Raw genomic sequence first — 20,953 nt, forward strand, 5'->3', positions numbered from 1 at the left:
TCTGCCTCCTGGAAGCAATATTTGTGGCTGTTACCGTTGTTCGACGATACCTACCTTGGTAATCGTGAACCAGCAGCGAGTGCCGCGAAGGCGGACATATCTCATGTGCTCGCCGAAACACTTCGCGGTTGAGTACGCGATCAACCCGTGGATGGACGTCACCGCCGCGGTTGACGTGGAGTTGGCGGTCAAGCAGTGGGACCGGCTGCGCGAGACGCTGGTCGAGCTCGGCCACGACGTGCACCTGCTCACCCCCGAGCCGGGGCTACCCGACATGGTCTACGCGGCCAACGGCGCCCTCGTCGTCGATGGCACCGTCTACGGCGCGCGGTTCAAGCATGCCCAGCGCAGCGCCGAGGCCGCGGCCCACCGCGCCTTCTACCAGTCACACGGTTGGCACTTCATCGCCCCGACCGCCACCAACGAGGGCGAGGGTGACTTCGCGTACCTGCCGGCGGCGCACGGTGGCCTCGTCCTGGCTGGCTACGGCTTTCGGACCGAGCCCGCCGCCCACGCCGAGGCCCAGGAGGCGCTGGGCCGACCGGTGGTCTCGGTGCGGTTGGTCGACCCTCGCTTCTACCACCTGGACGTGGCGCTGACGTCGATCGATGACAGTAACATCGCCTACTATCCGGGTGCCTTCTCCACCACCAGCCAGAAGGTGCTGGCGCAGCTCTTTCCCGCGGCCGTGGTCGCCGATGACGCCGATGCCCTCGCGTTCGGACTGAACCTGGTCAGCGATGGACGCAACGTCGTCCTGAACAGCGAGGCGACCGGCCTCGCCGACAAGCTGGCAGCCGCCGGCTACCAGCCGGTGCCGGTGGCGCTGGCCGAGTTACGCAAGGGCGGCGGCAGCGTGAAGTGTTGCATCGCTGAACTGCGCCCCTAGCGCTCGCTGCCGGGCGGCGCAGCGCCGGCAGGCGGCCGGGGGCGGATCCGCGCCGCCCCCGCTCAGCCGAGCGTGGCCAGCTCGGTCAAGAGCACGTTGGAGAGGAGCTGGCCGTCGAACTGGACCTCCCGGAGGTACCACCGCTGCTGTGGGGTGCGCGACTGGTTGAACTGCCACACGCCACGGGGGCTGTCAATACGGCCGATCTTGCCGAGCGCGAGGTTCACCTCCGCCGGGGTGGGTGACTCGCCAGCACGCCGGATCGCCTGGTTGAGGACGTGCGCCGCATCGTACGACGCCGTCGCGTAGGCCGTCGGCGAGGTGCCGTGCTTCTTGCGGTACGCGGAGGCGAAGAGTCGGTTGGCCGCGTTGTAGACATCGGGCGAGTAGTTCAGGGTGGTCTGGATGCCGAGAACATCCGTCTTGTCCTTGAAGCTCGCCAGGACGTTGCCCTCGGTCAGGAAGCCCGGGGCGTAGACGGGGCCGGTGTATCCCTCCGCGCGGAGTTGCTTGAGGAACTCCACGGCAGCGGCGCCGGCAAAGAAGCAGAAGACGCCGTCCGGAGCGCGGGTCAGCGCCGTGGCGATATCCCGCTGGTAGGCATTCTTGCCCGGGACGCCGGAGATATCCTCCGTCCAGGTGACGGGAGCCGCGATCCGGGGGTCGGACTGCCCGAATTCCTCCTGGAAGCCCCGGAGTACGTCCTCGCCGGCTGGCGAGTCCGGCATGATGATCGCCAGCCGTGCCGACGGGTCGAGCGCATCCTTCAGGTGGCGGCCGAGGGCCCGACCGGCCTCGTCCAGCACGTACGACGTGCGCCAGATGTAGACGACGCTCTGCAGACTGCTGGGGGAGGCGTTGGAGCCGACCAGCGGCACCTGGGCCTGCTCCACGGTGTCTCGGATGCCGAGCATGACGGCCGAGCTGACCACGCCGGTGAGGGCCAGCACTCCCTGCTTGAGCAACTTCTCCACCGCGGCCTGGCCGGATTTCGCGTCGTTGCCCTCATCGGCGGTGACCAGCTCGGTCGGGTGCCCGCCGAGCTGCTCCTCGTTGAGATCCAGGAAGAGTTGGAAGCCGTTGGCCACTTCGGTTCCGACGTCGGTGAGGTCACCGGTCTGCGGAATGAGCATGCCGATCTTGATGGGGCTCAGCGGAGCGTCGGACGTACCACGGCCGGCGCATCCTGCCCCGAGTCCGACCGTGCCCAGCGCTGCCAACAGCTGTAGGGCACGCCTGCGGTTCACCTGTGTCACCGGTCCCTCTCCAGAGTCTTTGCCGGGCGTATCCGGCCCATCCGGCGTTTTACCCGCTTGGCCACGCTGCGTCAACCAGCTCCTAGATTTTGGTGAGGGAACGTAATGCGAGGACGACCTCCGGCCAGGCCGCTGACTCTGGGTCGATGAGGCCGAAATGTTCGCACTCGGGCAGCTCTATAAGCTGGACGTTGCCGCCAGCGGCGTGCCCGGCGGCAACGAATTCTCGGCTCATCGGGACCGGCACCTGCTCGTCGAGGGTGCCATGTATGACTACTGTCCGTGATTTAGGGGGCGGCAGTGAACGCGGATCACAGGCCGCGTAGCGGCCCGGTACCTCGGTCGGACCGCCGCCGAGCAGTGCGGCCACCGCACCCGTGTCCAGGTCCAGCCGGTAGGCCTCGGCCAGGTTCGCCACCGGGGCCAGGGCGAGGGTCCCGCCGACCACGGCGGGCCGGGTGGCGGCGGCGTAGAGTGCCAGCTGCCCACCGGCCGAGTGACCGATGAGGATCGGCGGGCCGGTCGCCACCGCACCGGGGAAGGCCTCGGCTGTCAGTCGGGGTAGCTCGGACACCCCGGTCAGGACGTCGACCATGGTTCCTGGCCAGCCACCGCCGGGCTGCCCGGTCCGGCGGTACTCGACCTGCGCCACCGGAAAGCCGAGCCCGGCCAGCGCGGTCGCCAGCGGCGCGGTGTGCCGGCGGTCGTACTCAGCTCGCCAGAAGCCGCCGTGCACAACGATCACGAGCCGCTCGGCCGGCCCGGCACCGGTTGGCCGGCGCAGATCCGCGACCTGGTCCGGATGGGGGCCGTAGGCGACGGTGACCTCCGGGGCCGGCGCGGGACGGGTGAGCACGGCACGCGGGTCGCTGGACATACCGGTGACGGTAGCGGGTTGCCCCGATCGGCGCTGATCGTTGCTCCCGGAGGGCACCGCCGCCGGCGGCTGGGGAAAGATGGGTGCCATGACCGAAGCGCAGTCCGCAGGACAGAACGACGTGCAGGACCAGGCTGACGAGCAGGGCCAGGACGATGCTGCCCGGTCCGGCACCGTGGTGGTGGTGGGACCGGACGGCCGTCCGGTGGGCACGGTGCAGACCGACGATAGCCAGGAGGACCCGGCCCGACTGGTCGAGCAGCCGGCCAAGGTGATGCGGATTGGCAGCATGATCAAGCAGCTGCTGGAGGAGGTCAAGGCCGCCCCGCTCGACGACGCCAGCCGGCACCGGATGCGGGAGATCCACGAACGGTCCATCGTCGAGCTCAAGGAGGGGCTCGCCGTCGAGCTGCGGGAGGAACTGGAGCGTCTCGCCCTGCCCTTCACCGAGGAGAAGGCGCCCAGCGAGAGCGAGTTGCGGATCGCCCACGCGCAGCTCGTCGGCTGGCTGGAAGGGCTTTTCCACGGCATCCAGGCGGCCTTGGTCGCCCAACAGATGGCGGCCCGGGTGCAGCTGGAGCAGATGCGCTCCGGCCGGCAGGCCCTCCCCAGCGGGCCGGGCGGAATCGCGCCCGGCATGCCCGGGATGGGGCAGCCGGCGGGCGGTGAGGGGCACAGCACCGGCCAGTACCTCTGATCGGTGCGGCCCGGGGGCTGTCAGCGGGTCAGGAGCCGGTCAAGGTAGACGGCGACTCCGTCGTCGTCGTTTCGGAGGGTGGCTTCGTCGGCGGCCGCGTGCACGGCCGGGTGCGCGTTCGCCACCGCCACCCGGGCCCACCCCGCCCAGGAGAACATCGGCAGGTCGTTCGGCTGGTCGCCGAAGACCAGCACCTCCGCTGGGTCCACGCCGAGCCGTTCGGCGACCACCTGGAGCCCGGTCGCCTTGTCCACACCGGGCGGGCAGATTTCGATGAAGCCCAGGCCCGCCTGGGTGAGCGAGGCAGCGTGCGGTGGGATGATTCGCCGGGCCATCGCTAGGAGCTCATCGGTGTGGTGGTCGGCGGTCCGGGCGAAAGCCTTGATCACGTTGCCGGCGAGGCACTCGGCGCGGCTGCGCGCCTCGAACAGCTCTGGGTACGGCCAACTCGCGTGGTAGTCCCCCCAGAGCGGTGCGTTGGACTCGCCGGACGACTCCACCATGACGGTCAGCGGGCCGACCGCTGCCTCCAACTCGGTCAGCAACTCCGCCAGCACCGCACCGGAGAACCACTCGTCGCGGAGCACCAACGGCCCGTCCGGGTCGCTCTGGTCCACCACCCAGCCGCCGTTCGCCATCACCAGGAAGTCGGCGGCGCGGATGTCGTTACGGGTCAGCTCGGTCAGCCGTGGTCCGCGACCGGTCGCGCCGACCATCGGGATGCCGGCGGCGCGCATCCGGTCGAGCACCTCGTGCGTGTACGCGGAGACGGTGTTGTTGCTGCGGACCAGCGTCCCGTCCAGATCGGTGGCGATCAACTTCGGTAATCCCGGGCGGACCATGGCTCCTCCTTCGCCCGCCACCGCTACGGCCAGTCGTCACGGTTGTGTGACCCGGCGTTACGGCGGGCAGCAACCGTACCTCGCGGAGGCGGCGCCAACCATGGCCAATCGGCGAATCCGGCGCCAACGGGTGGCGGGGCGGCAGGGCCGAACCGGTGGTCGGGTAGGCCCGTGGCGCGGGTGGTGCCCGGTGGCGTGGCTCGATCAATCCGGGCGGATGAACGGGGCGGTCGGGCGGACGGTGAGGTCGGCGGGGGGCGGCAGGTCGTCCGCTGCGGCGCGGCGGGGAGCACGCGGTCGTCGGGCCGGCGCTGTCGCCCCGGCCTCCGGTGTTGTCGCCCCGGCCTCCGGTGTTGCCGCACCGGCCTCCGGCTCGGACCTGCCGGCGGCCGGGGCGAGCAGCACGGCAGCCCCGAGTAGTGCGCAGGTCAGTAAGGCGGCGACCATCCCCCGCCCGTATTCGGTGTCGACACCCACCTGGCCGGGGAAGTAGCCGGCGTTTTCGTCTCGGTCGCCGATCGTGGTCATCCCAGCGACCAGCACCGCGAGCAGAGCAGCCGCCAGGGCCAGGCCGGCGATGCGGGCGTTCGGCCGGGTGGCTCCGGTGCCGTACAGGGCGAGGGCGACCGCCACCGCCAGACCGAGGATGCCGACCAGGTAGGCGAGGCCGAGACCACCCGTCCGGTCAACCGTCTCCCGAATCTGGAACGCATCCCCGCCGGGAGTGATACCGGGCAGGTGCTGCACCACCCACGTTTGCGTCAGCGAGGCCAGCCCGGCGACGGCCCCGAGCCCGGCGAGAACGAGTGGCAGGCCTCGGTTACGGAGGAGCTGGGTGATCGAGCGCCGGTGGCCCGATAGTCGAGGAGCGTCCCCGCCCCACTGCCCACCGGCGATCTCATCGGAGCGGTCTTCCTGCCGGGGGATGGGTTGCTTCGGATCCATCGGAGGCCCTTCTCATCGATGAGATTGATCCGCATCATGGCACAACCAGCCAGCGCCGGTTCGGACCGAATCGCCTCCCCCGGCGGCTGTCCGCCTCCCCGCCGCCTGTCCGCCTCCCTCGCCGCCTGTCTGCCTTCCCCGCCGGGGCGGGGCTTCCCGGCAGAAGCTCGGGTACCGGCAGAATGGGGCGGTGGCCATGGAGATGAACCGGGAGCGGTTCGAGGAGTTGGTCGGCGACGCGCTCGACGAGGTACCCGAGGAGTTGCTCAGTCTGATGAGCAACGTGGTCATCCTGGTCGAGGACGCCCCACCCCCCGGCGAGGAGCTACTCGGCCTGTACGAGGGGCACGCCCTGACCGACCGCGGCTGGGACTACTCGGGCGTGCTGCCCGACCGCATCCTGATCTACCGCAACCCGATTCTGCGCATCTGCGACACCGAGGAGGACGTGGTGGAGGAGGTGGCGGTCACGGTTGTGCACGAGATCGCCCACCACTTCGGCATCGACGACGAGCGCCTGCACGAGTTGGGCTGGGGTTGAGCCGTCGGGTCGCCCGGAACAGGTCGGCCACGGCCCGGCGCCGGGCGGGGGTGGCCAGAAACTGTGCGACCGGTCTCAGCTGAGATCCCCGCTACGCAGCCGGGCCAGCCAGGCGGCGGCGTCGACATAGTCGGCGTCAACGGGCCCCGCCGGGGCTGGCCGTTCACCTCCGCCGCCGGTCCAGCGGTGCCGGGGGTACGACCCGAGGAAGCGCACCTGGGCGCAGACCCGACGTAATCCCTGTAGCGCCTCGCCGAGCCGGGCATCGGCCAGATGACCGGTGCAGTCGAGGAAGAACACGTACCGGCCGAGTGCCTCGCCGGTTGGCCGGGACTCGATCCGGGTCAGGTTGACTCCGCGCACGGCCAACTCCATCAGCACGGAGAGCAGCGCGCCCACCCGGTCGTGGGCGATGTACACCGCCAGCGACGTCACGTCGTCCCCCGTGGGCGGCGGGGGCGGCCCCGGCCGCGAGAAGAGCGCGAACCGGGTCACCGCGTCCGGGTGGTCGGCGATCTTTTCGGCCAGTACCGCGAGCCGGTGTCGGGCTGCGCCGATCGGAGCGCAGATCGCCGCGTCGAAGTCGCCAGCGGCGGCCCCGACCGCCGCCGCACCGTTGGAGAGCACGTCAACCACCGCCGCGTCGGGCAGATGGGCGTGCAGCCATGCCCGGCACTGCGTTGACGCCTGGGGATGGGCGGCCACGCTGCGCACCGCACCGAGGTGCCCGCCGGTGCGGGTGGCGAGCACGAACTCCACCGGCAGGATCACCTCCCGCGTGATCACCAACGGCTCGCCCTCGGCCAACTCGTCCAGCGTCACCCCGACCGCGCCACCGATGGAGTTCTCCAGCGGTACCAGCGCCGCATCCGCGGCACCGACCCGTACGCTCTCCAGCGCCTCGCCGACGCTGCGGGCGGGCGTTCGGTTGGCCCGCTCGGCGGCGGGGATGGTCCGCAGCGCCTGCTCGGCGAAGGTGCCCTCGGGCCCGAGGTAGACAAAGCGGGTCGGCGGTGTTCCCGGCATGGCGACAGCCTACGTACCCGAGCTGGCGTCGCAGGCCAGGGTCCGGATGCCGGTTGGGGAGGTTACCCGTACCTCCGCTGTGCAGACGTCGGTGCCGGCGGTGACCAGGCGTGGTGCGGTGCCGGAACCGCGGCTGACGACCTGGAGCGGTTCGTAGCCGGTGACGGCGAGGACGGTGTAGTGCCAGTCGTCGGCGCAGAGCGGCCCGGTCAGCAACCGTACCCGGGCGTCGGCGGGGAGCAGGTCCTGCCCGCGCACCAGGTCGGTCACCTGCTGGCTGGACGGTCCGGCGGGGCACCGGACGGCGACCGGCGTGCTGCTGGCCGTCGGGGTGGACGCCCCCGTCGGCGACGGTGCCGCAGTGGTGGTCGCGGCGTCGGTCGGGCTGGGTGAGGTGGACCGGGCTGACTGGCTCGGCTGGGGGTCGCGCAGCTCGGGCGGGGTGCCGCAGCCCGAGGTGAGCAGTACCGCCAGGAGCGCCACCAGCCCACCCACGGTCGCGGCCGGGATCTGCGACCGGCCACGCCGGGTCGGTGGTCCGGTCCGGGGCCGGTCGGTGGGCGGAGCGGGAGCAGCGGGGCGGAGTCCGGACGGCACGGACGATCCTCAAATCGACATGAATAAGTGCAGCGGATGGGAGACCCATCGTAGGAGGGTCCGCTGGTCCGGTGAAGCCTCAACCGGGCCTCTTCTCGACCGAGGCCAACGCGACCAGCCCCTGGCTAGGTGCGGACCCGCGAGGCCAACGCGACCCAGCCCTGGCTAGGTGCGGACCCGGTGCCCGGCTCGCTCGAGCGCGGTGACGGCCTGATCGAGGCGGACCGCCGGGACCAGCAGGTAGTCGGTGTCGTGGGTGGAGAAGGCAACCACGGAGACGCGGGCGTCGGCCAGCGGGTCGATGAGAGCGGCCAAGCCGGTGGAGAGTGCGAGGTCGGAGGGGCCGACCAGGCGTAGGCAGCGCCAGGTGGTCTCGGTCTGTGCCGGTGCGCGCGTCGCGGGACAGATCACCGACACGCCATCGGTGGTCCAGCTCACCGTGACCACGTCATCGTCGCTCAGCCCGCCCGACAGGCCGGGCGGCAGGGCAGAGCCGGCCGCCAGACGGCAGACGGCGTAATCACCCGGCAGCAGAGCGAGATCCAGCATGAGGGCACCTTACGGCCTCGGGCGGTTCCTACCCAGCACACCGCGTGCGGCGCACGCCACATGCAGTGCTCCGGGTTAGACCTCGGAGAAGAATGTGAGGGAGCCGACGGCTACACCGGCGTGGTGCACCGGGGTGGAGATGGCGTCAACGGTGGCGTCCGGCGCCCCCGCCGACACCCCTTTGATCCGGAGCAGCCCGCGGGCCAGGCGGCCGGAGGTGATGGCGAGGAGCGGTGGGATCTTGTCGAGTTCCGGCTCGGTCAGCTCGCCCCGGTTGGCGGTGAAATCGAGTAACCGCAGGCTACCGTCGAGTAGTGGTTGCCCGATCACGTCCCGACAGTCACCGAGAAAGAGGAGTTGAGACCCGGCGGCGGATACGGCGACCACACGAGTGTCGGCAGCGATGAGCAGGCAGGGCTCGTCTGCCTGGGAGACGGCTACCGACCAGGAGGTGACGTTGTCGTACTCCTGCTCTGTCGGTGCCACCACCGTCGGCACGCGGACTTCTGAGAGCGAGAGTTCGACGTGGGCCACCGCACCTCCTACCTAAACCCAGACGGTCTGCCCACGCTAGCGTGACCCGACGCATTTTCGCTGACCGTGCCGGCAACCGTCAGCTCACTGGTGGTGATTTGGACCGTGACCCACCGACGGTACCGCCGGTGCCCCGGCTTGTCAGCTGCCGTCGCCATACCACCGGTAGTCGGCCGCCGGACGGTAGCTGCCGTTGCGCCAGGTGCCCGGGTGCTGCGCGACCCGGGACAGCTTGGCCGCGGTTTCCGGGCTGATTCGGTTCCCCGCGGCGACGAGGAGCCGGTCCAGTTCCCGGTGGGTGGCCATCAGACAGTCCTCCGGGAGGCCGTACACGCTGATGACGCCGGAGCCGACGAACGTCAGCACCGGCGTCACCGGGATGGGTAGCCCAACCGCGTTGCTGAGGGCCTTGCTCGCCCGCTTGGCATCCTTGCGGGCCTCGGCCACGTAGGCCGGGCGCTTGCCGTTGATCTGTACGACCTCCCCGGCCACCAACACCCGGGCCCGACCGTGATCAACGATGGTGACCGCGTGGAGCCCGCTCGGGCCGATCACGAGAAAGCCGGCGCGTTCGTCCTCGGCGGCGTCGTGGAGCAGATCGAGCGAGTCGGTACGCGGCCATTCGATCACGTGCCAGGCCGGACCGAGTTGGTCGAGTCGACCCAGAGCCCGTGCTCCGGCTGCCTCCAGCCGCCGTGCGCCCCGCTCGGCCCGTCGGCGGCGGGCCCACTCGAGGGGGGAGGAGCGGGGTGGGGCGAGAGCGCCCGGGCTATCCACCCGAGGATGCGGCACCGCCATGGGCGGCAACGCCTGGGCGGAGGGTGCGGCTCGGCGAGCAGGGTAGACAGTCATCGCGACCTCCGGCAAAAGGTCCCTCGAAGTTATGTCCCCGCTACCCTACGTCGCTACTCCCCTGAGAGGGCAAGTTGGAGCGCCGGAGTGAGTGCGGATGAATGCCGTGTTCATCCATCGTTGTTTCGCCGGATACCAAGAACTCAGGCTCTAGGCTGCGATGGTGAGCCACTACGTGGACAGTGAGGTGGGCCGCCTGGGTACGGTCCTGCTGCACCGCCCCGGTCCCGAGCTCGCCCGGCTCACCCCCCGCAACAGTGGTTCGCTGCTCTTCGACGCGATCCCCTGGGTCAGCCGGGCGCAGGAGGAGCACGACGCGTTCGCCGCCGTGCTGCGCGAGCGCGACGTGGAGGTGCTGCACCTGGCGGAGCTGCTCACCGAGACCCTCGCCGGCGACGACGCGCGGGCCGAGCTGACCGAGCAGGTGCTGCGCTCGCCCCGGCTCGGCGACCAGCTACGCGCCCGGGTCGCCGCCCACCTCGCCTACCTCGACCCGGCCACGTTGGCCGGTGTCCTCATCGCCGGTCTGGCCCACGAGGAACTGCGGATCACCCGGGAGCGCCCCGGCGGCCTGGTCTACCAGCTGATGGACCGGCACGACTTCGTCATCGACCCGTTGCCAAACCTGCTCTTCACCCGCGACTCCTCGGTCTGGATCGGCGGTCGGGCCGCCGTCACCAGCCTGGCCATGCCCGCCCGCCGGCGGGAGAGCACGCTGACTGACATCATCTACCGCCACCATCCACGTTTCGCCGGCACCGAGTTCGCGTACCACCCGGGGATGGAACATCTGGAGGGTGGGGACGTGCTGCTGCTCGCCCCCGGAGTGCTGGCGGTCGGGGTGGGCGAGCGGACCACGCCAGCGGGTGCCGAGCGGCTTTCCCGCCAGGTCTTCGCCGCGGAGCTGGCGCACACCATCCTGGTCGTACCGATCGCCCAGGAGCGGGCCACCATGCATCTCGACACCGTCTGCACGATGGTGGACACCGATGCGGTGCTGATGTACCCGAACATCGCCAGCACGCTCGTCGCGTACACGGTGATCGCCGGGACGGGCGGCGACGATCCGCGGGTGCAAGGACCAGCGCCGTTCCTGCGGGCCGCAGCGGACGCGATGAAACTGGACCAGCTTCGGGTGATCGACACTGGCCTGGATCCGGTGACCGCCGAGCGGGAACAGTGGGACGACGGCAACAACACCCTCGCCCTGGCGCCCCGGCTCTGCGTCAGCTACGAGCGGAACACAGAGACCAACGCGCAGCTTGAGCGAGCCGGTATCGAGGTCGTCCCGATCGCCGGCTCGGAGCTGGGCTCCGGGCGGGGCGGCCCCCGGTGCATGTCCTGCCCGCTACTCCGCGCCCCCCTCGGCCGGGGAGACTGAGCCGGCCGCGCGCCTCCGCCGGCCGCGCGGACTCAGCGGAGGGCGAGCTGGCGGCCGAGGAGCCCGTGCCGCGCCCGCCGGGCCGCCGCATCCAGGGGGGTGGCGGCTGCCAAGGCCGCAGCGTAGCGTTCGGCGAACTCGGCCACCGGCTGCTCCCAGTGGCCGGCCGGGGTCTCCTCCGGAAGGTCCCAGACCGGCACGAGGCGTCCGTGCGCGCGGAACATTCCGGCGAACTTCGTCTCCTCGCCCAGGGTCAGGGTGCCGGCCACGCTGAGGCGGGCCAGCGCATCCAGGGCGGCGTCCTCGTCGTCGGGGAGCACCCACCGGACGTGTGCCTTCTCCGAGACCTGGCACCAGTAGGCGGCGCGGGCCGCGGTGAGCCGCACAGTCGGGTAGATCGCGGCGTCGGCCCGCTCCAGCGACGCCTGCACGGTCGGATCGGCGGCCGAGTCCGGGTCGAGCCAGAACTGGAAGCTCTTGTGCAGGGTGATCTCCAGGGGAGCATCAACCAGCACGTCCGGCAGTCGGGGCCCCGGGCCGGGCAGCGGCGGCACGCCGACCTGGCGGCCCGGCTCGGTACGCAGCGCGCAGAGCAACGCCTCGGCCAGGTCCCGGGAGACGTCACCGGACTGTTGATGCCGCTGGAGGCCGAGCAGGACCCGGCCGGTTGGCTGCACCATCGCCGGTGCCGCCACCGGCAGGACGGTGGCCAGCAGGACCTCCCGCTCGCCGAACTCGGTCACCAGGTCGGGGGCGAGGCGCAGTGGTGCGGTGGCGGCCGGCACGAGCTCGCGTAGGGCGATCCACTCCGGCTCGTCGGTCAGGCCCTCGAAGGGGCGGGGCACGAAGATGTCCCGCACCTTCTCCCGTTTCCCGGTGGTGTCCGCGGCCCGCTGGCTCTTTCGACGCTTGCTCACGGTCGGACAGCCTAGAGGGCCGCGTGGGCGGACGGGGGTCGGACCCACCCGGCCTCGCCGGTCAGGCGATCACCAGATCCGGTCCGTCGAAAGCGTTGCCGCCGACCGGCTCGGCCTGCGGTCCGACCGGCTCGGTCGGACTTCCGGCCGGCTCGAACTCAGCCCAGACGCTCTGCCCGAGGCCATCCTGGTCAACACCCCAGCGGCTGGACAAACCGGCGACGATGTGCAGGCCACGGCCGTCGGGTGCGTCGGGATCGATAGCCCGGATCCGCGGCTCGACAGGGGCACCACCGTCAGTCACCCGCAAGAAGATCCGCGGGCCGATCGGGGTGGGGCGCAGCCGCCAACCCACCCGGATCACCCCGCCCGGAAGTGGGTCGGCGTGCCGTACGGCGTTGCCCACCAGCTCCGCGAGGACCGCCACGAGATCCGCGAGCAGCGCTGGCGGTACGGCGGTGCCCAGCTCGCCGGCGAGCCAGTGCCGCGCCTGCCGGGCTCCCACCCCGTCGTGGGGAACCACCACGCACCACGTCCGTTCGGGACTCTCCGTCAACACCGTCGCCCTTCACCCCCACCGCTTTTGGTCACCCATGGGGTAGTCGTACCTCTGCGACCGTACCGCCACCGGCCTTCGGCCGGAGACATACCCGTCCATTCTGTTGCTCCACGATGCGACGGACGAGAAAGAGGCCGAGCCCGGCTCCGGGAAGGCGCTGGCCGTCGCCGGAATCGCCCTGCCAGTACTGGTCGAACGCGCGCTCCACGTGCTCTGGACGGATGCCGATGCCCTGGTCGGCGACGCGGACGGAGATGGTCTCTCCGTCGGTACCGGCGGTGACCGTGATCGGACTGGTGGGGGGTGAGTACTTGCCGGCGTTCGTACACAGTTCGGTGAGGACCGTCGCCAGACTGGCCCGGTGACCGAGCGCCCAGGGCAGGCCGACCGGTGCGGTGAGGGTGATCCGGCGCCGTAGCTCGGCGGGGAGTTCGGTCACCGCCGCCCGCAGGGCGTCGCCCAGGTCGTACGGGGCGGGCGGCGTTCCGCCGGCGCCCGCCTCGGCGGTGGAGGAGAGGAGCCGGTCGACGAGGCGGGCCAGTTCGTTGGCGCGCTGCCCGATCTTCTGGGCGGCCAGCTGCCGGTCGGCGTCACTGAGTGCCTCCCAGTGATCGGTGAGGGTGTCCGCGTACCCCTTGATGACAGTCACGGGTGTACGCAGCTCGTGGCTGGTCACCGCGACGAAGAGGTCGTGGTCGGCGATGCTCTGCTGCTCGTCGGTGATGTCGCGGAAGGTGACCACGCGGAGCGTTCCGGGCCCCGGCAGCTCTTCCGAGGCGATCCGCAGCCAGCGACCGTCCGGCAGCCGATGGTCGAGTGCCTGCCCCGGTGGGGGAAGGGGGAACGGCGCGGGCCGACTGAGTACGTCGGTGACCGCGTGGCCGGTGATCTGGACGGCGGCGGGATTCCAGAGCTGGACGCGGGCCTCGCGGTCGACCACCGCCAGGCCATCGGCGAGCGCGGCCACGATCGGTCCGTCAACGTGCACCGGCAGACCGCGCTGGTCGCCGTAGAGATGGGCGATGCAGGAGGCGACGTAGGCGATTACGCACTGGTGGTCCGGGCCCGGTTGATCCTCAGCGGCGGGGTAGAGGGCGTGCAGGCTGCCCACGGTGTGCCCGCTGATCTCGGCGCGGGACACCACCATCTGGGACCTGGCCGGGCCGGTGAAGTTCGTCCCGAGCCGGCCGCATAGGCGGTCCGTGTCGAGCTGGTGGACTCGGGGTCCGGAGAGCAGACAGATGACGTTCGGGTCGTCTGCCGGCAGGGGTTGGCCGAGGGTCCGTTCGGCGGTGCCGGTGGCGGCGATCACCCGTCCACCGGTGGAGGTGAACTCGACGAAGGCCATCCCGGCGGCCCCCAGTGCCTGCTGGGTCACCCGGAGGAGTTGGCGGAGTGCCGGTGCGCCGGCCTCGCCGGAGTTGATCAGTTCGATCACCGCGGCGTGGCCGTTGATCAGAGCAGAGAAGTCCGTGCGTCTCGGCATGCCCCCGAGTGTGCACCGCCGGCCGGATCCGGGACAGGTCCGTTGGTCCCACGCTCAGCCATGGAGTCGGGTGAGCGTGGGAGCCGGCCGATCGGTGATGATGCCGTCCACCCCGGCGTCCAGCACCAGCTCCAGGTCGCGGGGTTTGTTGACGGTCCAGACGTACACCTGGTTGCCGGCTGCCTGCAGCGCGGGGACCAGGGTGGGGTGGGCACGCATCAGCGCGAGGCCGGGACCGGCGATCTGGATGCCGAACGGCAACCGATTCAGCCGAAACCCGCGCGGCAGCCTGTCCAACAGCAGCACGGCGGGTAGCGCGGGGGCCAGCGCACGGAGCCGCCGCACCGCCAGCAGCGAGAACGACATGACGGTGACCTGGAGCGGGTGGTCGGGTCTTGGCACGGTCAGTCCGTGCCGTTCGAGCAGCGCGACCAGCCGGCGCTCGACGTGTCGCCCGTACCGGGACGGGTGTTTGGTCTCGATCAGCAGCCGGACCGGCCGGCCGGCGGCGCGAGTCGCTTCCAGGAGTCGATCCAGGGTGAGCAGCCGTAGGTACGACTCGTCCAGCACCTCGTCGCCGTTGGCTCGTGCGGGTCCCGGGTGCCAGGACCCGAAGTCGAGCCCTTCCAACTCGGCGAGCGTGCGGGTGCTGACCGGGCCGTGCCCGTTGCTGGTGCGGTCCAGGCGACGGTCGTGTACGCAGACGAGGTGCCCGTCGCGGGTCAGCCGAACATCGCACTCCAACCCGTCGGCGCCCTCGTCGAGGGCGCGCAGGTACGCGGCCAGCGTGTGTTCCGGTAGGTCGTATGACGAGCCGCGGTGGGCGAAGACCAGGGGGTGGGCCATGAGGCGCGGCTACAGGACTCGGCCGGGCTGTCCGTCGCCGCCGACCACCGGCCGGCCGGTGGCGGCCCATTCGCCCATCCCGCCCTCGACGTTGCTTACCTGCTCCCAGCCGTTGCGCAGAAGGTAGGTGACGACCTGTGCGGAGCGCCCGCCGGATCGACAGATGACGGCCACCTCGCGGTTGTCGGGCACTTCGGACAACCGGGTGGCGAGCTGGGTCATCGGCAGGTGATGGGCGCCGGGTGCGTGGCCGGCGAGCCACTCGTCGTCCTCGCGGACATCGAGCAGGTACGCATCGTCGTTGATTTCGGTCACGGTCACGGTGGGTACGCGGGGTCCGAACACGGCCTCCAGCTTAGGGGCCGGGCGCTTCGGGTGGGTGTTGCCGGTTGGTCAGAGCTGGGTGACCCACCGGGGGTTGGCCCGGGCCCACTGCGGCACCCGCTGGTTCTGGATCGCGGTGAAAATCCCGGCGCCGCCCTCCTCCAGGACGACGTAGGAGACCTCGTCGATGGTCTGCGGGTAGGACGGCAGCCGGATCCCCCGTAGGGCGTCCGCCGGCAGGTCCCGCAGCGCGAGAAGCAGATCCGCCAGGAGTACGCCGTTGGTGTCCACCGTCAGCGAGTTGCCGACCGCTCGGATCACCTGGTCCAGGCGGACCGGGTTGGTTCGGATCGAGGTCTCGGAGGTGCGCTGCAGTATCGCCCGGAGGAGCTGTTGCTGGTGGGTCTGCCGGTCGTAGTCGCCGTTGGGCAGGTCGTAGCGCTGGCGAGCGAAGTCCAGCGCGGTGCCGCCGTCCATCTCCTGGCACCCGGGGGTGAACACCCGGTCGGTGTGGATGGAGCGGAACTCGGTGTCGACGCAGATGCGTACGCCGCCGAGATGGTCGATGACGTCGCGGAAGCCGGAGAAGTCGACCTTGACTGCGCCGTCGAAGCGGATGCCGGTGAGCTGGGCGAGAGTCGCGGAGAGGAGTTGGGTGCCGGATGCTCCGCCACCGCCGTGTTGGTACGCGGCGTTGATCTTGTCTACCCCGCCGCTGAAGCCGGGGGCCGGGGGGATGATGACCCGAAGGTCCCGGGGCACCGACATCAGGAACGCCTCCCGCCCGCCGGCCGGCACGTGCACGATGAGGATGGTGTCCGACCTTCGGTCGGCGGTGGCGCTGCTGCTTCGCCACCGGTCGGTCCCGATGAGCAGGAAGTTCAGCGGACCGTCCAGGTCGGTCCGGCTCCGCCGGGCGTCCGGGTCGAGCAGCTCCTCCCGGGTCACCGTCTGGTCGTACCGATGGGCGAGCCGGTAGAGGCCGACCGCGGCGACGCTGGCCAGGATCACCAGCGCGAGGCCGACGCCGAGTAGGAGGCGGGGCCAACGTGGCCGTCCGCGCCGGACGCCCGCGTCGGCCCGCTCCCGTCCGCCCCTCGACCTGGACGTGGTTCCTCCCCGCCACCGTCTGTGAGTAATCCTCGCATCAGGCTACGGTTCGGCACGCCACCGGCGGGTCCGTTCGCTGGATCCCAACCCGGTCGGGTCGACGCTGGCGGCGCTGCCCCGGCGTGCGGGGTCAGCTGTCGGCGTCGCTCTCGTTCGTCGCGACCCAGTCGGCCATGCTGTCCGCGGAGATGGCCTGGTACATCGCGAGCGCCTGCTCCCGGTCGGAGATCACGACTGATTCGCCGTTGATGGTCTGGCTGCCGTTGTGCGGGCTGGTCACGAAGGTCAGATTCTCCCCCCGCAGGCTGCGGAACTGGAGGGCTATGTCGATCAGGGAGAAGTCTTCGTCAACGGTGACCGCGGCGGTTACGGCCTTGAGGAAGTCGTTCATCTTGACTGGGTTGGTGAGCGTTCCGGTGCTGGCCGCCTTGCCCATCAGCGCGCGCAGGAACTCCTGCTGGTGCCGCATTCGGTCGAAGTCGCCCCGGGGGAACTGCTTGCGCTGCCGGACCCAGTCCAGCGCCTCGGCGCCGTCCATGTGGTTGACACCCTCGGTGAAGGTTCGGTAGGGCTTGTGGATTGAGGTGATCGTCTTCTCCACGGTGAGATCAACGCCGCCGAGCGCATCCGTGACCTCTTCGAACCCGCCGAAGTCGATCGCCATGACATGGTCGAGGCGGACATCGGTGAAACACTCTACGGTGCGGACCGCCAAGGGGAGGCCGCCGAACGCGAAAGCGGCGTTGATCTTCCTCCGCTGCCCCGAGTCGCAGTCGGCGCTCGCGCTCTCCGGGACCGGCACGTACAGGTCACGGGGGATCGACACCAGGTATGCCTCCTGGTGGTCGCTGGGAATGTGCAGCACGATGATCGTGTCGGCGCGCCACTCGCCGCGTTGGTCCATCGGCGCGTCCGGATCCCGGGAGTCCGTGCCGACGAGGAGGATGTTCAGCGCACCATCAACCGTCTTGACCGGTCGGTCCTCGGTTTCCCCGGGCGGGAACGGATTGGTCCGGTCGAGGTCGTTGTCGAGGCCGCGAGCGTAGAACCAGGCCCCGGTGCCGGCGAGCAGCGCGCACACCAGCACCGCGACTCCGGCCACCAGCGCGATCCGGCCCCAGCGAGGACGCGGGCCACGCCGCCCCGGCCTGGGGCGACCACCCGGCCGCCCCGGGCCACCCGGGCCACCCGGGCCGCCGGGGCCACCGGGACCGCCAGGGCCGAGGGGCCCGCCACCGGTCGGTCCGGTCGGTCCGGTCGGCGCGGGGTGCCAACCGGTCGGCGCGGGGCGGGCACGTCCGGTGGCGCTGGGGCCGGCCACCCGCGCCCGCCCGGAGCTGCGGCTCAGGTGCGGGAGCGGGTAAGCGGCGGCGGTGGTCGCTGACATGCGAGTCAGGGTACGTCGGGATGCTGTAAGCCGGTGGCACCCGAATTGGCGATGGGCCGCCGTGGGCGGCTACCCGAGCCGGTCGCGAAAGTATGCAATCGTGCGGCGCAGGCCCTCCTCGGGCGTAACCTCCGGCTCGAAGTCGAGGAGTTCCCGGGCCAGGGTGAGATCCGGTCGACGCATCTTCGGATCATCCGCGGCCCGGGTGACGTAGGTCACCTCGGAGTTGCTCCCGCAGAGTGACACGATCGACTCTGCCAGTCGACGCATGCTCAGCTCGTGCTCGGTCCCGCAGTTGACCGGCCCGGTCTCGGTCGAGTTCAGCAGTAACAGGATGCCCCGCACCAGATCATCGACGTAGCAGATGGAGCGGGTCTGGTCCCCGGTGCCGTGCACGGTGATCGGCTCGCCGCGCAGGGACTGGGCGATGAACGTCGGGATCGCCCGGCCGTCGTCTGGCCGCATCCGTGGACCATAGGTGTTGAAGATCCGGACAATGGCGACATCGGCTCCCCGGCTCCGGTGGTACGCCATCGTCGCCGCCTCGCCGAACCGCTTCGACTCGTCGTAGACGCTCCGGATCCCGATCGGGTTGACGTTGCCCCAGTACGTCTCCCGCTGGGGGTGCTCCAACGGGTCCCCGTACGCCTCGGAGGTGGAGGCCAGCAGGAACCGGGCACCGTCGGCGACCGCCCGGTCCAGCAGGTGCAGGGTGGCGACCGAGCCGACCCGGAGGATCTCCACCGGCAGCTTTTCGAAGTCGGTGGGGCTGGCCGGCGACGCCATGTGCAGGATGGCGTCGAACCGTTCGGCGAGGGCGGGGTGGTGCTCGGGAAGCCCGTCGGAGATATCCGCCTCGACGAGCGTGAAGGTCGACGTCTCCGCCAGATGGGCGACGTTCTCCTTGGACCCGGTCACGAAGTTGTCCACCGCCACGACCGTGCAGCCACGGGCGAGGAGGGCGTCCACCAGGTGGGAGGGGACGAAACCCGCCCCGCCGGTGACGAGGATGCGATGACCGGGGCCGAAGCGTTGCACAACCTTCATGGCGGCCACCCTACCGAGCAGTCGGTTCCCGCCCGGCGCGGAAGGGCCGGGCCGGGGCATCGTCGCCCCGCCCGGCCCGCCCGGGTGTCGCCGGCTCGGCCCAGGGGTGTCGCCGCCCGGACCGCGATGTCGCCGCCCCGGGACGGTCAGTGCGCGCCCGCGCCGGTGAGCGAGCGAACCTCCAACTCGGCGTAGCGCTGATCGTCGCGTTCCTTGGAGATCACCGTCCCGAACCAGCCGCAGAGGAAACCGAACGGGATGGAGAGCAGGCCCGGGTTGGACAGGGGGAACCACTGCCAGTCCTGGTCGGGGAACATCGCGGTCGGTGAACCGGAGACGACCGGGGAGAAGAAGACCAGGAAGACCGCGGCGAAGAGGCCACCGTAGATGGCCCAGACCGCGCCGTTGGTGTTGAACCGCCGCCAGAAGAGGCTGTAGAGGATCGCCGGCAGGTTGCCCGACGCAGCCACCGCGAAGGCGAGGGCGACCAGGAAGGCGACGTTCAGGTTCTGCGCGAAGATGGAGAGAACGATCGAGATCGCGCCGATTACCAGGGCGGAGATCCGCGCCACGGCCACCTCCTGCCGCTCGGAGGCGGTGCCGTTCTTGACCACGTTGGCGTAGAAGTCGTGCGCCAGGCTGGACGAGGAGGCCAGGGTCAGGCCGGCGACGACCGCCAGGATCGTCGCGAAGGCGACCGCCGCGATGACCGCCAGCAGGGTCGCCCCGCCCAGTTCCCCGCCGAGGAAGTCCACCCCCAACACCTCGGCCAGCTGCGGCGCGGCGGTGTTCCCGGCCCGGTCCTGCGCGGTGATCGCCTCGCTTCCCACCAGCGCCGCGGCACCGAAGCCGAGAGCGAGCGTGAGCAGGTAGAAGGTGCCGATGATGCCGATCGCCCAGAGGACGCTCTTCCGGGCGGCCTTCGCCGTCGGCACGGTGTAGAAGCGGATGAGGATGTGCGGCAGGCCGGCCGTGCCGAGCACCAGCGCGACGCCGAGGGAGAGCAGATCCAGCTTGCTGTAGATAGTTTTCAGGGCGTCGCCGGGGGTTTCGACGCCGTACCGCAGCCCCGGTTCGAGGAAGGCGGCGCCCTGGCCGGAGGCGTCCGCCGCGTCCCCGAGCAGGTCGGAGAGGTTGAACTTGTACTTCGCCAACACCAGCAGTGTCATCACGACGGCGCCGCCCATCAGGAGGAACGCCTTCACGATCTGCACATAGGTGGTGCCCTTCATGCCGCCCACCGTCACGTAGGTGACCATCAGCGCGCCGACCATGATGATCGTGGCGATCTTGGCGGCGTCTGCGTCCAGGCCGAGGAAGGTCGTGCCCGGCTTGATGCCGAGCAGCAGCGCGACCAGCGCCCCCGCACCGACCATCTGGGCGAGCAGATAGAAGATCGAGACCGTGATGGTGGAGGCCGCTGCGGCCGTCCGTACCGGACGCTGCCGCATCCGGAAGGCGAGCACGTCGGCCATCGTGTAGCGGCCGGAGTTGCGCAGCAGCTCGGCGACGAGCAGCAGCGCCACCAGCCAGGCGACCAGGAAGCCGATCGAGTAGAGGAAGCCGTCGTAGCCGTAGAGGGCGATCAGGCCGGCGATGCCGAGGAACGACGCCGCCGACATGTAGTCGCCGCCGATCGCCATGCCGTTCTGGAAGCCGGAGAAGGAGCGGCCACCCGCGTAGAAGTCGGTGGCGGTCTTGGTCTGCCGGCTGGCCCACACCGTGATCGCCAGCGTCACCGCCACGAAGACGAGAAAGAGCGTGAGGGTCAGGTTCCGGGCGGTGCTGTCACCCGCCTCAGCCGCGAGGACCGTGGTCATGGGGCACCTCCCCGATCTCCGCGCGGATCCGGTCCGCCACCGGATCGATCCGGCGGGCGGCGTACCAGGAGTAGAGCCAGGCGATCAGGAAGGTGGAGGCGAACTGGAGCAGACCGAAGACCAGTGCCACATTGATATTGCCGACGATCTTCGTGCCCATGAGGTCCCGCGCGTACGCGGACAGGATCACGTAGAGCGCGTACCAGAGGAAGAACGCGACGGTCATCGGGAAGACGAAGCCGCGCAAGGCGCGCCGCAACCCGGCGAACTCAGCCGACCGTTGCACGGCCAGATAGCGTTCCGCCGTCGACTCGGCCGGGTCGGACGCGGGTGTGTCTGTGGACATCCGTGGCTCACCACCTTCACAGGTATCCGGGGTTTCGCGCACGGTAGGGAATCCGCTACCGGTCCCGGAAGGCGGCGATCGTCGCCGGTCGTCAGCTGCGCCGAACGGCACCGTGGCTGCGCCCA

The 20,953-nt window shown here is 70.5% G+C and carries 23 protein-coding genes; 4 read left to right on the top strand and 19 right to left on the bottom strand.

Features of this window, described 5'->3' with window-relative positions; translation table 11 throughout:
* Positions 1-103: 103 nt before the first annotated feature.
* A complete protein-coding gene (gene ddaH / locus B118_RS0112210) occupies positions 104-889 on the top strand; it encodes a dimethylargininase (RefSeq protein WP_018221949.1) in 786 nt (261 codons plus the stop codon).
* A 62-nt stretch (positions 890-951) separates the two neighbouring features.
* Here ddaH and B118_RS0112215 read toward each other — a convergent pair whose 3' ends face one another.
* Together B118_RS0112215 and B118_RS0112220 are read right to left on the bottom strand one after the other, a co-directional pair.
* Entirely contained in the window at positions 952-2,145 is a 1,194-nt protein-coding gene (locus B118_RS0112215) for an ABC transporter substrate-binding protein (protein WP_018221950.1), read from the bottom strand.
* 82 nt (positions 2,146-2,227) lie between these two features.
* Positions 2,228-3,022 (bottom strand): alpha/beta hydrolase family protein, encoded by a 795-nt coding sequence (locus B118_RS0112220; RefSeq protein WP_018221951.1) that lies wholly within the window; start codon positions 3,020-3,022, stop codon positions 2,228-2,230.
* A gap of 79 nt (positions 3,023-3,101) precedes the next feature.
* Between B118_RS0112220 and B118_RS0112225 the strand changes: the two genes are divergently transcribed.
* Positions 3,102-3,719 carry a bacterial proteasome activator family protein gene (locus tag B118_RS0112225; protein ID WP_026185572.1) on the top strand — a complete coding sequence of 206 codons (618 nt, stop codon included), beginning with the start codon at positions 3,102-3,104 and terminating at the stop codon, positions 3,717-3,719.
* Between the two features lie 20 nt (positions 3,720-3,739).
* Here the strand turns inward: B118_RS0112225 and B118_RS0112230 are convergent, their stop codons facing one another.
* Together B118_RS0112230 and B118_RS0112235 are read right to left on the bottom strand one after the other, a co-directional pair.
* Complete coding sequence (locus B118_RS0112230) at positions 3,740-4,561, bottom strand: HAD family hydrolase (protein ID WP_018221953.1); 822 nt, start codon at positions 4,559-4,561, stop codon at positions 3,740-3,742.
* Positions 4,562-4,765: 204 nt separating this feature from the next.
* Complete coding sequence (locus B118_RS0112235) at positions 4,766-5,506, bottom strand: hypothetical protein (protein WP_028192832.1); 741 nt, start codon at positions 5,504-5,506, stop codon at positions 4,766-4,768.
* Between the two features lie 196 nt (positions 5,507-5,702).
* Between B118_RS0112235 and B118_RS0112240 the strand changes: the two genes are divergently transcribed.
* Entirely contained in the window at positions 5,703-6,047 is a 345-nt protein-coding gene (locus B118_RS0112240; protein ID WP_018727698.1) for a metallopeptidase family protein, read from the top strand.
* Between the two features lie 75 nt (positions 6,048-6,122).
* Here the strand turns inward: B118_RS0112240 and pheA are convergent, their stop codons facing one another.
* From pheA to B118_RS0112265, 5 genes are all read right to left on the bottom strand, one after another.
* Complete coding sequence (gene pheA / locus B118_RS0112245; RefSeq protein WP_018221956.1) at positions 6,123-7,073, bottom strand: prephenate dehydratase; 951 nt, start codon at positions 7,071-7,073, stop codon at positions 6,123-6,125.
* 9 nt (positions 7,074-7,082) lie between these two features.
* Positions 7,083-7,568 (bottom strand): hypothetical protein, encoded by a 486-nt coding sequence (locus B118_RS0112250; RefSeq protein ID WP_026185573.1) that lies wholly within the window; start codon positions 7,566-7,568, stop codon positions 7,083-7,085.
* Positions 7,569-7,835: 267 nt separating this feature from the next.
* A complete protein-coding gene (locus tag B118_RS0112255) occupies positions 7,836-8,219 on the bottom strand; it encodes an ACT domain-containing protein (RefSeq protein WP_018221957.1) in 384 nt (127 codons plus the stop codon).
* A 75-nt stretch (positions 8,220-8,294) separates the two neighbouring features.
* Entirely contained in the window at positions 8,295-8,753 is a 459-nt protein-coding gene (locus B118_RS0112260) for a hypothetical protein (protein ID WP_018221958.1), read from the bottom strand.
* A 141-nt stretch (positions 8,754-8,894) separates the two neighbouring features.
* Complete coding sequence (locus B118_RS0112265) at positions 8,895-9,605, bottom strand: hypothetical protein (RefSeq protein ID WP_026185574.1); 711 nt, start codon at positions 9,603-9,605, stop codon at positions 8,895-8,897.
* Positions 9,606-9,765: 160 nt separating this feature from the next.
* On the opposite strand from B118_RS0112265, the gene B118_RS0112270 reads away from it, so the two are divergent.
* On the top strand, positions 9,766-10,986 hold the full coding sequence (locus tag B118_RS0112270) for an arginine deiminase (protein ID WP_018221960.1): 1,221 nt from the start codon (positions 9,766-9,768) through the stop codon (positions 10,984-10,986).
* Positions 10,987-11,018: 32 nt separating this feature from the next.
* Here the strand turns inward: B118_RS0112270 and B118_RS0112275 are convergent, their stop codons facing one another.
* From B118_RS0112275 to B118_RS0112320, 10 genes are all read right to left on the bottom strand, one after another.
* Positions 11,019-11,903 (bottom strand): DUF5926 family protein, encoded by an 885-nt coding sequence (locus B118_RS0112275; RefSeq protein ID WP_018221961.1) that lies wholly within the window; start codon positions 11,901-11,903, stop codon positions 11,019-11,021.
* 61 nt (positions 11,904-11,964) lie between these two features.
* Entirely contained in the window at positions 11,965-12,429 is a 465-nt protein-coding gene (locus tag B118_RS0112280; protein ID WP_027658326.1) for an ATP-binding protein, read from the bottom strand.
* Between the two features lie 61 nt (positions 12,430-12,490).
* Positions 12,491-13,948, bottom strand: coding sequence for a sensor histidine kinase (locus tag B118_RS0112285; RefSeq protein WP_028192833.1), 1,458 nt, complete (start codon positions 13,946-13,948; stop codon positions 12,491-12,493).
* Between the two features lie 54 nt (positions 13,949-14,002).
* Positions 14,003-14,794 carry a glycerophosphodiester phosphodiesterase gene (locus B118_RS0112290; RefSeq protein WP_018812309.1) on the bottom strand — a complete coding sequence of 264 codons (792 nt, stop codon included), beginning with the start codon at positions 14,792-14,794 and terminating at the stop codon, positions 14,003-14,005.
* A 9-nt stretch (positions 14,795-14,803) separates the two neighbouring features.
* Entirely contained in the window at positions 14,804-15,139 is a 336-nt protein-coding gene (locus tag B118_RS0112295; RefSeq protein WP_018221965.1) for a rhodanese-like domain-containing protein, read from the bottom strand.
* A gap of 48 nt (positions 15,140-15,187) precedes the next feature.
* Complete coding sequence (locus tag B118_RS0112300; RefSeq protein WP_018221966.1) at positions 15,188-16,129, bottom strand: LCP family protein; 942 nt, start codon at positions 16,127-16,129, stop codon at positions 15,188-15,190.
* A gap of 229 nt (positions 16,130-16,358) precedes the next feature.
* Positions 16,359-17,615 (bottom strand): LCP family protein, encoded by a 1,257-nt coding sequence (locus B118_RS0112305; protein WP_080678047.1) that lies wholly within the window; start codon positions 17,613-17,615, stop codon positions 16,359-16,361.
* Between the two features lie 69 nt (positions 17,616-17,684).
* On the bottom strand, positions 17,685-18,662 hold the full coding sequence (locus B118_RS0112310; protein ID WP_028192834.1) for an NAD-dependent epimerase/dehydratase family protein: 978 nt from the start codon (positions 18,660-18,662) through the stop codon (positions 17,685-17,687).
* 146 nt (positions 18,663-18,808) lie between these two features.
* Positions 18,809-20,482: a solute symporter family protein gene (locus tag B118_RS0112315; RefSeq protein WP_027648384.1), complete on the bottom strand. Its 1,674-nt coding sequence runs from the start codon at positions 20,480-20,482 to the stop codon at positions 18,809-18,811.
* The gene (locus B118_RS0112320; protein ID WP_028188352.1) at positions 20,460-20,828 is read right to left on the bottom strand and encodes a DUF485 domain-containing protein; all 369 of its coding nucleotides are present in this window, start codon (positions 20,826-20,828) and stop codon (positions 20,460-20,462) included. Before B118_RS0112320 ends, B118_RS0112315 begins: the two co-directional genes overlap by 23 nt.
* Positions 20,829-20,953: the final 125 nt, after the last annotated feature.

The organism is Salinispora pacifica CNR114, assembly GCF_000514775.1.
Lineage (GTDB): Bacteria > Actinomycetota > Actinomycetes > Mycobacteriales > Micromonosporaceae > Micromonospora > Micromonospora pacifica.

Coding starts and splice junctions, on each gene's coding strand:
- ddaH (WP_018221949.1), top strand. CDS start 104: ATGTGCTCGCCGAAACACTTCGCGGTTGAGTACGCGATCAACCCGTGG.
- B118_RS0112220 (WP_018221951.1), bottom strand. CDS start 3,022: ATGTCCAGCGACCCGCGTGCCGTGCTCACCCGTCCCGCGCCGGCCCCG.
- B118_RS0112225 (WP_026185572.1), top strand. CDS start 3,102: ATGGGTGCCATGACCGAAGCGCAGTCCGCAGGACAGAACGACGTGCAG.
- B118_RS0112230 (WP_018221953.1), bottom strand. CDS start 4,561: ATGGTCCGCCCGGGATTACCGAAGTTGATCGCCACCGATCTGGACGGG.
- B118_RS0112235 (WP_028192832.1), bottom strand. CDS start 5,506: ATGGATCCGAAGCAACCCATCCCCCGGCAGGAAGACCGCTCCGATGAG.
- B118_RS0112240 (WP_018727698.1), top strand. CDS start 5,703: ATGGAGATGAACCGGGAGCGGTTCGAGGAGTTGGTCGGCGACGCGCTC.
- pheA (WP_018221956.1), bottom strand. CDS start 7,073: ATGCCGGGAACACCGCCGACCCGCTTTGTCTACCTCGGGCCCGAGGGC.
- B118_RS0112255 (WP_018221957.1), bottom strand. CDS start 8,219: ATGCTGGATCTCGCTCTGCTGCCGGGTGATTACGCCGTCTGCCGTCTG.
- B118_RS0112265 (WP_026185574.1), bottom strand. CDS start 9,605: ATGACTGTCTACCCTGCTCGCCGAGCCGCACCCTCCGCCCAGGCGTTG.
- B118_RS0112270 (WP_018221960.1), top strand. CDS start 9,766: ATGGTGAGCCACTACGTGGACAGTGAGGTGGGCCGCCTGGGTACGGTC.
- B118_RS0112285 (WP_028192833.1), bottom strand. CDS start 13,948: ATGCCGAGACGCACGGACTTCTCTGCTCTGATCAACGGCCACGCCGCG.
- B118_RS0112290 (WP_018812309.1), bottom strand. CDS start 14,794: ATGGCCCACCCCCTGGTCTTCGCCCACCGCGGCTCGTCATACGACCTA.
- B118_RS0112305 (WP_080678047.1), bottom strand. CDS start 17,615: ATGTCAGCGACCACCGCCGCCGCTTACCCGCTCCCGCACCTGAGCCGC.
- B118_RS0112310 (WP_028192834.1), bottom strand. CDS start 18,662: ATGAAGGTTGTGCAACGCTTCGGCCCCGGTCATCGCATCCTCGTCACC.
- B118_RS0112315 (WP_027648384.1), bottom strand. CDS start 20,482: ATGACCACGGTCCTCGCGGCTGAGGCGGGTGACAGCACCGCCCGGAAC.
- B118_RS0112320 (WP_028188352.1), bottom strand. CDS start 20,828: ATGTCCACAGACACACCCGCGTCCGACCCGGCCGAGTCGACGGCGGAA.